This is a genomic window from Psychrobacter sp. Sarcosine-02u-2, assembly GCF_002836335.1.
GTDB classification, from domain to species: domain Bacteria; phylum Pseudomonadota; class Gammaproteobacteria; order Pseudomonadales; family Moraxellaceae; genus Psychrobacter; species Psychrobacter faecalis.
On record NZ_PJBX01000151.1, the window covers coordinates 1 to 12,611 of the forward strand.

General features: G+C 44.2%; 9 protein-coding genes and 1 tRNA gene. 3 read left to right on the forward strand and 7 right to left on the reverse strand.

Translation table 11 applies throughout. From position 1 onward, the window contains the following. Window positions 1-69 precede the first annotated feature (69 nt). A complete protein-coding gene (locus tag CXF58_RS06365) occupies window positions 70-603 on the forward strand; it encodes a DUF2058 domain-containing protein (RefSeq protein WP_102076920.1) in 534 nt (177 codons plus the stop codon). Window positions 604-681: 78 nt separating this feature from the next. Here CXF58_RS06365 and CXF58_RS06370 read toward each other — a convergent pair whose 3' ends face one another. The 4 genes from CXF58_RS06370 to speB form a co-directional block, all read right to left on the reverse strand. Then, window positions 682-2,181, reverse strand: coding sequence for an aldehyde dehydrogenase family protein (locus CXF58_RS06370; RefSeq protein WP_228706554.1), 1,500 nt, complete (start codon window positions 2,179-2,181; stop codon window positions 682-684). Window positions 2,182-2,274: 93 nt separating this feature from the next. Then, window positions 2,275-3,681, reverse strand: coding sequence for a YjiH family protein (locus CXF58_RS06375; RefSeq protein ID WP_102076921.1), 1,407 nt, complete (start codon window positions 3,679-3,681; stop codon window positions 2,275-2,277). A gap of 124 nt (window positions 3,682-3,805) precedes the next feature. Then, entirely contained in the window at window positions 3,806-5,548 is a 1,743-nt protein-coding gene (locus CXF58_RS06380) for a 5-guanidino-2-oxopentanoate decarboxylase (protein ID WP_102076922.1), read from the reverse strand. A gap of 121 nt (window positions 5,549-5,669) precedes the next feature. Next, entirely contained in the window at window positions 5,670-6,638 is a 969-nt protein-coding gene (gene speB, locus CXF58_RS06385) for an agmatinase (protein WP_102076923.1), read from the reverse strand. 238 nt (window positions 6,639-6,876) lie between these two features. On the opposite strand from speB, the gene CXF58_RS06390 reads away from it, so the two are divergent. After that, complete coding sequence (locus CXF58_RS06390) at window positions 6,877-7,776, forward strand: LysR family transcriptional regulator (protein ID WP_102076924.1); 900 nt, start codon at window positions 6,877-6,879, stop codon at window positions 7,774-7,776. A 72-nt stretch (window positions 7,777-7,848) separates the two neighbouring features. Here CXF58_RS06390 and CXF58_RS06395 read toward each other — a convergent pair whose 3' ends face one another. Together CXF58_RS06395 and CXF58_RS06400 are read right to left on the reverse strand one after the other, a co-directional pair. Further along, window positions 7,849-9,639, reverse strand: a complete 1,791-nt coding sequence (locus CXF58_RS06395) for a potassium/proton antiporter (RefSeq protein ID WP_102076925.1) — start codon at window positions 9,637-9,639, stop codon at window positions 7,849-7,851. A gap of 444 nt (window positions 9,640-10,083) precedes the next feature. Beyond that, on the reverse strand, window positions 10,084-11,748 hold the full coding sequence (locus CXF58_RS06400; protein ID WP_102076926.1) for an alpha-keto acid decarboxylase family protein: 1,665 nt from the start codon (window positions 11,746-11,748) through the stop codon (window positions 10,084-10,086). Window positions 11,749-12,008: 260 nt separating this feature from the next. Between CXF58_RS06400 and CXF58_RS06405 the strand changes: the two genes are divergently transcribed. Beyond that, window positions 12,009-12,083: transfer RNA gene (locus CXF58_RS06405), tRNA-Gly, on the forward strand. 260 nt (window positions 12,084-12,343) lie between these two features. Here CXF58_RS06405 and CXF58_RS06410 read toward each other — a convergent pair. Continuing rightward, window positions 12,344-12,523, reverse strand: a complete 180-nt coding sequence (locus CXF58_RS06410; RefSeq protein ID WP_228706555.1) for a helix-turn-helix domain-containing protein — start codon at window positions 12,521-12,523, stop codon at window positions 12,344-12,346. Window positions 12,524-12,611 lie beyond the last annotated feature (88 nt).

Consider the following 12,611-nt stretch of genomic DNA (forward strand, 5'->3'; position numbering starts at 1 on the left):
CCATAACCTTTTTAAACACTATAATTTTGGATCTAGGCAATTTCACTTAGGTACTTAGGTAATACAGACATGGCCAAAAACGCCCTACAAGAACAACTCTTAAAAGCTGGATTGGTGGATAGCAAAAAAGCCAAAAAAATCAGCAAACAGTCACAGCATGCCAAGCGCACAGGTGACGCATCAAATCTTGAAGCCAAAAAAGCCTTGGCAGACGCTCAAGCCAAAAAAATAGAAAAAGACCAAAAGCTCAATCAAGAAAAACAGCAGCTTTTAGAAGAAAAAACGCTAAGAGCCAACGTTATCCAAATGATTAGGCAACATCAAATCACAGAAACACAGGGTGACATCACTTATCAGTTTGTTGATAATGGCAAAATTAAAAAGATTTATATCTCCCAAAAGCTCTATGATCAAATCGTAGCGGGTCATGTGGTGATTGCACGCTTAGAAGACGATTATGCGCTGCTTCCTCGTCCACTAGCTGATCGTATCAACGCCAAGCTCGAAGGTTTCATTGTGGTGTCGAATGACAAGTCAGAGGTCGAGCTGGCAGAAGATGACCCTTATGCCGCTTATGTTATTCCAGATGATTTGATGTGGTAATCTACTAAACATTAATCAAAATCCCCTGTATAAGTTATCTATATAGGGGTTTTTTTGACAGTGCAATAAAAACAGCAATTACAATGGTAGCAAAACGTGCTTACTCTTCTGATAAGCAGACAAGCCATCAGCACCCAATTCGCGACCAATGCCACTTTGCTTAAACCCGCCCCAACCTGCTTCAGGTACTACAATTTGCTGCTCGTTAACCCAAATATGACCAGCTTGAATTTGTAGCGCCATCTCTAACGCTGCACTTTCATTGGCGCTCACAATAGTCGCTGCCAAGGCATACTTACTATCATTGGCAAGTTCAACCGCCCACGCATCGTCTGCAAAGGTGGTACTGACCAATACCGGCCCAAATACTTCTTCTGTCCATAACCGACTACTCACTGGTACCTCTGTATAAATGGTCGGCGTGACAAAATACCCTTGACGCTCTAGTATCTTGCCACCTGTTAGGCAATTAAGATTTTCATCAACCGCGATATCGATATACTTTTTGACTTGCGCAAGTTGCTGCGCACTGACCAATGGACCCATTTGCGTATCGACAGCAAAACCATCGCCAATTTTCAAAGTTTCTGTTTTTACTCTTAATGCCGCAAATAACGACTGAGCAATGTCTTGATGGACGAGCAATCTTGAGGTCGCAGAACAAATCTGACCGGCGTTGGTAAAGATACCACCGATGATTAAATCACAGGCATAATCAATATCAGCATCTGCGCGCACTACGATAGCGGACTTACCACCAAGCTCTAGACTGATATCCTTGATACCTGTTGCTGCTTGGCGCATTACTTTTTCACCGACGACATTACTGCCGGTAAAAGACACTTTGTCAATCAACGGGTGGCTGGTCATCGCCGCACCTACTTCTGCTGCGCCCGGTAGGATATTGACCACCCCTTTTGGCAGCTTAATAGTAGACAATATATTGCCCAGCATCAACTCTGGTAATAGTGTCACCTCTGATGGTTTGAGAATAACGGTACACCCTGCCGCCAGTGCGGGCGCTAGTTTCCAGGCGGTGGTCACCATCGGAAAGTTCCAAGGCACGATAAGGGCGCAAATACCAACGGGCGCATAGGTTTTTAATAAGCGTATGCTTGACTCGTTTGTCTCGACCTTAGACCAAGTCGTCTGCTCGGTGATAAGATTGGCATAATAGCGATAACAATCAATGGCGTCGCTCACGTCTATTTTCGCCTCTGCAATCGGCTTACCATTATTCAATACCGACAACGCAACCAGCTTCTCAAACTGCTGCGCCATCGTATCTGCAATCGCCTGCAGATAACGCGCCCGCTCATTGACGCTGGTTTGCGACCAAGTTGCATAAGCGCGTGATGCGGCATAAGCGGCGCTGTCTACCTGTGCGCTACGACACAAGCGAGTTTTTGCAATGACTTCGCCGGAGTTTGGATCATATAAAGCATGCTCATCTACTGATTCAGAGGCTGCAATCGTGACCCAATCACCCTCTATGTAGGCGGCATTTAACCTAACTTCATTTTTCATGCTTTGCTGAGCGGCGGCTCTCGTTAAGGATAAAGAATTTGTTATTTCCATGATGACTAGTTGCCTTATATTGTTTAATAAAGTTGTCTTTACGCTAACTGTTCACTGCTTTTTTAATGCCAAAATGAGGCGTTGCAATCACGACTAATACAATAGATGCGCCACCGACGTAATGACCACCAAGCTAATCAGCGTCCTCAAGATAAAAATCATAAACAGCTCTAAGACGTTCAGCTTGATGTTTGATTTCAATATCAGCGCGCCTACCTCAGACATATAGATAATCTGGGTAATAGAAGCTGCACCAACGATAAAACGCGTCATTTCACTCTCGATACTTTTACCAACCAAGGCTGGCAAGTACATATCGGCAAAGCCCATAATCATCGCCGGTGCCGCCTCTGCTGCCTCTGGAATTTGCAATAATTCAAGTAATGGCACGAGCGGCGCAGAGAGCCAATTAAATACCGGCGTGTATTCTGCCAAACCAAGACCAATGACGCCAATAGCAAAAATCACTGGAATTAAGCCAAAATAAATATCAAATAAGTTCTTTAGGCTATGCTTAAACACTTTCCCTAAGCTTGGCATAGAATGCGCGCGCGTGACGGCACGATTGATCGCCCATTGGTAAGTAGAATACTCAGTAGGGATTTCTTCATCGAGCATACTTTTGCCAGAATGATAAGTGTCAGGTTTTAATGACAGCGGCGGTATACGCGGCATAATAATCGCGGCGATAAAACCAGTTGCAGCAATGGTCAGATAAAAGAAAACAAAGTTGTTATCGACGCCGATGGTTTTGGCAACGACATAGGTAAAGGCGATGGACGTCACCGAAAAGGTGGTGGCAATAATTGCCGCTTCACGCTGACTATAGTAGCTTTTATCATACTCTTGCATGGTCACCAGCAGACCAATAGAGGCGGCGCCAAACCAAGAGGACATGGCATCGACCGCAGAGCGACCCGGCAATCTAAATAATTTAACGAACACTTTACTAGATAAAGTACCCAAAAACTCCATCAAACCGAAATCAGTCAGAAATGGTAAGGATAAAATGGCAAAAAAGAACAAAGGAATAAGGATAGGAATCAGGTCTTCAAAAATCACGCCGCCGGTATTACGATTGATGATAAATTCAGGGCCGACTTGTAAATAAATCATCCACGCAAACAGCACGCCCAAAAAGCGCGCGCCAAGCCAAAACCAATCGACATCAAAAAGCTTTGCCCACATAGAGCCTTCATGCAGATTGGGTCTTAATACCTTAACGGCCAGCGCCCCAATAAAGGAGGTCGTCACAATTGCCAATACCGCGTAAACCACATAACTGCCCAGCACTGCTTGCAAGGTATCGGTTAATACGCCCAATAAAATGGTGACTTTGCCATCCCACTGAAAGGGAATAATAAACAGCGCAATACCCAGTGCTGAAAATAGCAAAAACTTCCACATGGAGGCACGCCAATGTAGCCCTTCCGGCGTGCCTGAAACGATGGTATTGTTGCCTAAGATTGGCTGCTGGGATTTATCGATATAGTTCGTCATTCAATCCTCCTTGATAGGCGACGAGCGCCAATTTTTTTTGGCTGCCCAATCTATCCATAGACTGAGCGCATTGCGCAAATAGTGAGATAACGTTTTATAAGTTATTTTTAGTAGCAATTACGCTTTAGCTAAAGCAGGTAAAACCTTTACCCATTTCAAGAAGAAATTTATCGGCTTCATCGACTTCATAAATAATTGGTTGTTTGCCTTTGATGTCTTCTTTTAATGCCTCGAGCAGCTGCTGCTTATCTGTGATTCGACGATAACCGGCGCCAAATCCTGCGGCTAACGGCTCAAAGTTCGGGGTTTTAATATTGACCCCAATCAAAGGCAAGCCGCCCTCTTGCATATAGCGGCGAATCTCACCGTAACCTTGGTTGTTCCATAACAGCACAATTAATGGTAGCTCAAGCTCAGCGGCACAGATTAATTCGGCAATGGTAAATTGAATACCGCCATCACCAATCAGGCTAATAACGGGCGCTTTTGAGCCAATCATGGCACCAATCGCAGCGGGCAAACCATAACCTAAGGTGCCAAAGCCCGTCGATGAGTTAAACCATCGACGCGTAGTTAACGCTTCAAAGCCAAGATTGCCGCTATAAACAGGCTGGGTTGAATCGCCAACGAAGATAACGTCTTCCACCTCATCTCGAATCAGCTGTAGTAGCGCGTTTTGACCAGCAAAATCTGGCGTCATTTCTTCTATCAACGCTTGCTTTACCTTTGCTACTCGCGGTGCTGCTTGATGATGCAGCGGTTGATTTTCTAAGCGCGTACATAGACCACTAATGGCCATTTGCGCATCCGACAATAGCGCAATATCCGCTCTAAACGGACGCTGTAATTGCTGAGCATCACAGTCAATTCGAATCAGCGTGCCATTGATTTGGAACCCACCATTAAAGAAGACGTCATAATCAGTCTCACCAAGCTCCGTCCCTATCGCTAAGACCAAGTCGGCCTCGCTAATCACGGCGCGACCAACATCCAATGACTGATTGCTACCCAAACTCAGCGGATGCGCAGGCGGCAACAAACCTTTAGCATTGATGGTCAAAAATGTTGGCGCATCGATAAGTTCTGCCAGTTTTTGCGCGTCATGATTAACATCCACGCAGCCACCACCATAAAGTAAGACTGGATTTTTTGCCGTTTTTAAGGTTTCAACAATCAAATCTAATTGCGCAGGATGAGGTAGCGGTTTGTTTGCTTGTAATTGCGCCAAAATATTATTAGTAGATTGGCTGTTGAGAGAAGTGTCTAGCTTATTTAGTTTAGGCGGCTTGACGACATGACTGGCATCGGCGGTAATCACATCAATGGGCAGCTGGATATGCACCGGTCCCGGACGCGCGCCATTAAATAACGCAAAAGCTTCAGCTATGACTTTCGGTAACGACTCAGGCTGCCAGACGGTTTTACTCATGAGCGCAACCTTACTTACCATACCTTGCTGGTCGTGCAATTCATGTAAGTGCCCTTCACCGCTGCCGGTATGCTGCACTTTATTGACACTAGATATCACCAGCATCGGTATAGAATCCGCTAACGCTTGCGCCATCGCCGTCATGATATTAGTCATGCCGGGACCAGTGATGATAAAACAAACCCCCACTTTGCCAGACGCGCGATAATAACCATCGGCCATAAAGCCAGCACCTTGCTCGTGACGTGGCGTCACGTGGCGAATATTGGTATTCGGCAGGCCACGATATAGCTCGACCGTATGTACGCCCGGAATACCAAATACCGTCTCCACCCCATAATACTCTAACCACTGGACGAGCAGCTCACCGCAAGTCAAAGATGAGGCAGTTGGCGGAGAATTTGGCGATAAAAAAGGCGTTTGCAGAGAGTGCGTCATGAGTTAATCATCCTAAAAAAATTCAATAGCAAGTAAATAAGTCGTTCAGTATCAAATCCAAGCTAAACCCAAACTGACCTTTAATTCCTTATAAAAGGCAGTTTGAGTGTATAAATTGTGCTCAATAAATGGCTTTGACCTTATCGTCATAGCGCACGCCCGGTAGGATACATAGCATTTCAAATAGCAGGTTCGCGGCTAGTACCGAAGTATTGCCAAACGGGTCATACGGCGGTGACACTTCTACTAAATCGCCACCAACTACATCCAGTCCGCGCATACCGCGAATGATTTCAATGGCTTGTGTTGACGTTAATCCACCGATTTCAGCGGTTCCCGTACCCGGTGCAAACGCCGGATCAATGCCATCGATATCGAAACTTAAATAGACAGGGCCGTCGCCTAATTTTTCGCGCACTTCTGCCATGAGTGGTGTCAATGATTTATACCAGCACTCCTCAGCAGGCACGACGCGAAAGCCTTGCTCGGTTGACCAATCAAACTCTTCGGCGCTATAACCCGTGCCACGCAGACCAATCTGAACGACGCGATTGCCATCGATAAGGTTCTCTTCGACAGCTCGGCGGAACGGCGTACCATGGGCGATTTGCTCGCCAAACATCTCATCATTAATATCGGCATGGGCATCGATATGTACCATCCCAACAGGGCCATATTTTTTGGCGAGCGCGCGCAAAATAGGCAAGGCAATCGTATGATCACCGCCTAACGTTAAAGGAATAGCGCCATGGCTAAGGATTTTATCGGTATAGAATTTCTCAATAATATCGACACTTTTTAGCAGGTTGAAAGTATTGATAGGCACATCGCCAATGTCAGCGACTTGTAAAGATTCAAAAGGCGCGGCACGAGTGGCGACATTATAAGGGCGAATCATGCGTGATTCATCGCGAATCTGTCTCGGACCCAATCTTGCACCGCTACGGTTTGAGGCGCCAATATCTAAAGGCACCCCAACGAATGCTACATCTAGCCCTTCAGCATCGGCTTGGGTTGGTAGGCGCATCATAGAAGCGAAGCCGCCAAATCTTGGCATGTCGTTGCCACTTAGTGGTTGGTTAAATTTCATCACTTACATCCTTGTATCGATTGGTCAAAACAGACAATTTGTCTATATTACTTTTTGTCTATGCCGTTTTTTCTATAGCTCTGACAATACCTAAATATCAGAGGCGAGACCATGGTAAAATTCAGAAGTAAACTTCTGGTTTTTCGTAGTAACTTTGATTTATTCGTTATTTGTAGAAGTTTTATAAAAAATCTGGTTAAGACAGATTAAGATAATAGATATGGGAACATGACCTTTAATGCTAGATGAATTGATAAAAATTGATATCAAGACCTTGCGCAGCTTTATGGCCATCGTAGAATGCCAAGGAGTGACCGCCGCGCAGTCACGCTTAAATGTCACCCCGTCTGTCATCAGCGGTCATTTAACCCATTTAGAAGATCGTTTGGGTATGACGCTTTGTCATCGCGGGCGCGCGGGTTTTAAGCTCACCGAAGACGGCGCAGCAGTTTACGAGGCGTGCTTAAGCTTTAATGAGGCAGTGGCCAGCTTTCAACATCAACTACACTATATTCGGCAGCTAGATTCAGTACGCGGCGGTCATATTCGATTATGTCTTATCGATCAGATGCCAACGATTTTTTATGATGTCTTGCGTCAGTGCTTGGCTGCGAGTTATCGTCAAAACCCACTGATACATTTTTCTATCGATGTGCAAAGCCCTGAGAGTATGCTTGATAAGTTACTTAGCAATGAAAGTGATATTGGCGTGGGATATTTTGGCAGCTTCCCGCCCCTACTAACCTTCAAGCCAGCATTTATCGAAAAGCAAGTCGTCTGCTGCGGCCGTGAGCATCAGTTATTTGATAAGTCAGCTGGTTTAACCTTTGAGGATTTGGAACAAAATTATCCTTGGATAAAACGGGGTTATATTACTGATCTAAGTATCAACCACGTCCGTCCAAAAACGTTAAGCGCCACCACGTACCATATGGAGGCGACTGCGCAGCTGATCTTGGCGGGTCATCACGTCGGCTACTTGCCAAATGATTTGGCCAAGCGCTATGAAGAAAAAGGAATGATGAAAATACTATTGCCCAATGAGGCAAGCTACGAGGTCAAGCATCATTGGGCCTATCGAGAAAATCTGCATAAACACGTCGCTGATTTTTTACAGCAAATGACTGGGCTTTTATAGAGTGACAAGCATTTAATGGATAATAATAAAGGATAACGATAAACAGTCATGGCAAAAAATAACGATAAACAGCTACCCTGCTTTTGGTAGCTCTTCACGTTTTAAACCAATCGTTCTAAGTTTGCCTTTATCATCGACTTCTTTGATGACCAGTGACCATTCATCATTAATCGCCACTGTATCGCCCGATACCGGCGCCATATCTAGGTTACCTTTGACGTATTCAGCAACCGTTTGCTGCCACATATTTTTTTCGTTATCTTCTGGTTTGGACTTAAGCTTATCGACCAAAGACTCAGAGGTCATAACACCAGTAAAAAATGGCAAATCGCCCAACTTAACACTCGGTGATAGGAGCCAATCGCCATAAAAATCATCGATAGCTTTGCGGTCTAAGGTGGTGTCATTAAAAATCCGCGCAATTTGGCTGGCATGATTGCCGCGCATCGCATACCACACGCTATCACCAAATTTCAGCTTAGTATCTTCGTCGACAATGACAATCTGCTGCCCGCGTACCAAGGCAAACACACTAATTTCATCAGGGTTAACGTGGTTAGAAATGCTTTTTGGATGACGTCCAATCGCAAACGCCCCAGATTTTACTTGAAACTGATATAAAGTAATGCTCGCCTTATCCGATACCCAAACTTCATGCTTTTCTTCGGGGTCTTTATTATTAGGAATGCGTACTTTAAATAAATCCGCCATAAAGGGAATGGTGGTGCCTTGCAAAATCAAGGATAAAACCACCACGCCAAAGGCAATATCAAACAGCATAAAGGCGCCGTCAATACCCGCCATTACAGGCAAAATAGCAAGGGTAATCGGCACGGCACCGCGCAAACCAACCCAAGAAATAAAACCGATTTCTCGGTCTTTAAATTTAAAGGGTTTTACGCTGCTATAGACCGCGATAGGACGAGCAATCAAAATCATAAAGGCGGCAATCGCAACCGAGTAATACCAAACATTAATGACGTTTGATGGCGTCACCAACAGACCCAGGACCACAAATAAGACGGCTTGCGATAACCAAGCAAAGCTGTCCATCACGCGCATGACATGCTCGGTTGAGCGCACTTTATGGTTGCCTATCAGCACGCCAGCCAGATAAACTGCCAAAAACCCACTACCACCGATTAAATTGGTCGCCGCAAATACTGCCAAGCCCGCCGACAATATCAAAATGGCATACATGCCTTCTGCCAAATGTATCTTCGGTAATAGCCTTGCCAATAAATAACCAAATAATAAACCCATACCGAGGCCGAAGCTCAGCTGCTGTAATAGCAAGCCTATAAAGCCCAGTACCGTTTGTCCCTCAGGGTCGACATTTAGCGCAATCAATCCGGTGACTAATAAAATGGCTAGTGGATCGTTGGCACCAGATTCAAGCTCCAACGTCGCTTGTACGCGGTCGTTAAGTTTAACCCCGCCATTACGCAGCAATGAAAATACCGCTGCCGCATCGGTCGAACCGACAATAGCTGCCATCAATAGCCCAAAGCGCCAATCGACATCGAGTAGCCACGTGACAAAGACGCCCAGTATCATGACCGTTGCCAGCACTCCCCACGTGGCAAGAGTAATAGCAGGTCTTAGCCCCACTCGAAAAGATTTAAAGGAGGTGCGCAGTCCACCATCTAACAAAATACAAGCCAGCGCCGCCTGCCCGACAAAGTTAGCAAGACCATATTGAGAGAACTCAATACCCAAGATACCTTCTTCACCGGCGAGCATGCCCACGACTAAAAACAACAATAATAGCGGCACGCCCAAACGCGCCGACAAGGTACTTGCCATGATACTGACAAAAATTAAAACTGCTCCTACGAAATACAGGATATTTAAGGTATCCATCTTTTTTAAGCCCTATTTTTAATCATTATTATGTAAGTGTGTCCTTTAGCTTTTCTAGCGTACTTGTTGCAAAAGCTTCAAATTGAAATGCTCTAAATTAAACAGTCTTATTGTAGTTTTCTTAACTGTCTAACTTTAAAAACCCAATCTATAAAAGCCTACTCTATTGTATAACATAGAATCCTAACGGTAGTTTGTGTTAAGCGTCGCAAGCCTGCAATTCATATAAAAACTATCAATGACTACCCATTTATATCGTTCAATCATAAAGGCTTTTAGCGCCGCTATAAACCTTCGCCTGAAAATACTAAAAAAGTCCTATTTAGCATAATGCCAAATAGGACTTTTCTGTTTTATAAGTGCTCAGTGTTTTTATAAATGCTTAATCATTATTAATGGTAAATGATAAATACTCATGCAAATTATAAAATTATATTACTTAGGCTATTTTGGTTTAAGGGCAGCACTGATATCAGCCAATAATGGCGGGATATCGTGTTTATCTGTCATCACTTCTAACATCACCAGTTTATCTTTGGTGGCCGCTGCTTTCTGGAGCGCTGCTTTTAGTTCGCCAGCGGTTTCTGCTTTAAGGATTAAGCTGTTTTCTTCTGTCGCGCCAAAGGCTTTTGGCATCATTTGCCAGTCGCACTTAGGAATGTCATTATAGCGCTGATTTTCACCATGAATCGCTCGCTCAACGGTATAGCCATCGTTATTAATCAGGACAATAACCGGATTGATGCGCTCTTTAATCATTAACGCGATTTCTTGAATGGTTAATAAAGCCGAGCCGTCACCAATCAATAAGATACTACGCTTATGCGGTGAGGCAATAGCGCCACCCAAACTCGCTGGCAAGGTATAGCCGATTGAGCCCCACATTGGTTGCCCATAAGACGTCACCCCTTCTGGCAGCCGCACATCACTGATACCAAAATACGCCGTGCCTTGGTCAGAAAATACGAGGTTTTTATCATCAAGCGCATCGGCGATGATATGCCACAAGTCATCTTGGCGAATCGGCTCGTCATCCTTGCCGTTTTGCTCATGCGGCTGCATCTCTTTGCAAAACTGCTTCGGTACGATATTAACGCCTGAGGTCATGACTTCATGCAGGGTTTGCAGCGCATCTTTGAGCGCAATCGGTGCAAAGTTTTGACCGCTGATAGATGCCCGCTCATAATGCAAATCAACCACAACTTTTTCATCAATATTTTGGCTAAAACCTGCGGTGGTTGTGTCGGTATATTGCACGCCAATTTTAATTAAGCATTCGCAATTTTCTACCGCGTCTTTAACCACAGGACGCGATGCCACACCTGCATAAGTACCCGCCCAACGCTCGCTGTTTTCATCAAGCAAGGTTTTGCCCCATGATAGCGTGGTATAAGGAATATCGGTATCAGCAATTAAAGCCTTTAGCTGATTTTGTAATCCCAAACGATGCACCATCAAATCTGCCATCAGTGTGGTGGTTTTATTAGGTAAAAACTCTATGAGTGCTTGCTTAAAGTCTGCCAACGCGGCTTGGCTGGTGATATCTTCTTGGCTGTCATCAAGCTTGGTCGTTGGCGGATAAATCGGCATTTTTGCCACATCTGGTGATAATAACAAATAACCGGGACGATGCTTTTTCAGAATAACTCGAATCACACGATCAATCTCAGAGGCAGCGTTATCAGGCGTGATTTGCGCGCGTGCCACGGTGACAGGTTCCACCATTTTAATAAAATGATTAAAAACGCCATCACCCAAGGTATGGTGAATCCGGCGTTTTGAATCTTGCAGGGCGGTACTTGGCGCACCGACTACATGCAATACGGGTGCGTACTCGGCAAAAGAGCCTGCAGTAGCATTAATCGCCGACAGCTCACCCACGCCAAAGGTCGTCACCATAGCAGCAAAACCACGCTCACGTGCGTAGCCATCAGCAGCATAGCCAGCATTTAGCTCATTGGTATTGCCGACCCAGCGCAACTTATCAGACGCAATAATATTATCTAAAAACGTTAAATTAAAATCACCGGGCACGCCAAAGATTTCAGTCGCACCCGCTTCAGCGATACGATCGAATAAATAATCCGCGATGGTATATTGTTGACTCATTTTTTATCCTTAATGCTTAAAATTATAAATATTGATGACTATCAATAAGAATGACATTTCTTATAAAATGCACACCAGCTTATTTCTTCCATACAAAGCTTTTGGAATACATATTATAATAAACTGTTATAACATAAAATTATGGCTAGATGACATGCCTGTTTTGCTAACTTTTACTTTTTTTCGTGATAGGTGTTGACAGATAAATAAAACTGCGTATAATACGCCATCATCAACTGACGATAGTTAATTGATAATTAGCGGGAATAGCTCAGTGGTAGAGCATAACCTTGCCAAGGTTGGGGTCGAGAGTTCGAATCTCTTTTCCCGCTCCAAATACTTAAAAAGCCTCACTTAACAGTGAGGCTTTTTTTTGTCCGATTTTTAAGGGCTACAGGGTTTTCTATTATTAGCTATTCAGTCTAATTGCTAAGTTTATCTAACATATTAAAAGCTCAAAAATCAGCACCGTGACCAAAACGTGGAAAAGTAAATATAAAAAATAACCCCAACCTTAATTGCAGGCCTTGGAACGTCATATATATAAGGCTCTGCCACTTATTCATCTGAGAATCTCTTTCAACTTTGTAGTTCCTCAAGACTCTTCATCATCTTTATTATTTGGCTTATAAATAAATAAGTCACCCACCTGTACATCCAAAAACTCACATAACTGGTCGATAGTATTGAAGTCAATTCTTGATGACTCTTCATTGTATAGGTTACGAAGTGTTGAAATGCAATGGCTTAACAACTGATGAGCAGGACGGGACACCTTCTACTTTTTAGCATGAACTTTATCCATTACAAATAAAATCACAACTTCCTATTTATAAATGCATTGACAGTCAGCCTTATTAACG

Coding starts and splice junctions, on each gene's coding strand:
- CXF58_RS06365 (WP_102076920.1), top strand. CDS start 70: ATGGCCAAAAACGCCCTACAAGAACAACTCTTAAAAGCTGGATTGGTG.
- CXF58_RS06370 (WP_228706554.1), bottom strand. CDS start 2,181: ATGGAAATAACAAATTCTTTATCCTTAACGAGAGCCGCCGCTCAGCAA.
- CXF58_RS06375 (WP_102076921.1), bottom strand. CDS start 3,681: ATGACGAACTATATCGATAAATCCCAGCAGCCAATCTTAGGCAACAAT.
- CXF58_RS06380 (WP_102076922.1), bottom strand. CDS start 5,548: ATGACGCACTCTCTGCAAACGCCTTTTTTATCGCCAAATTCTCCGCCA.
- speB (WP_102076923.1), bottom strand. CDS start 6,638: ATGAAATTTAACCAACCACTAAGTGGCAACGACATGCCAAGATTTGGC.
- CXF58_RS06390 (WP_102076924.1), top strand. CDS start 6,877: ATGCTAGATGAATTGATAAAAATTGATATCAAGACCTTGCGCAGCTTT.
- CXF58_RS06395 (WP_102076925.1), bottom strand. CDS start 9,639: ATGGATACCTTAAATATCCTGTATTTCGTAGGAGCAGTTTTAATTTTT.
- CXF58_RS06400 (WP_102076926.1), bottom strand. CDS start 11,748: ATGAGTCAACAATATACCATCGCGGATTATTTATTCGATCGTATCGCT.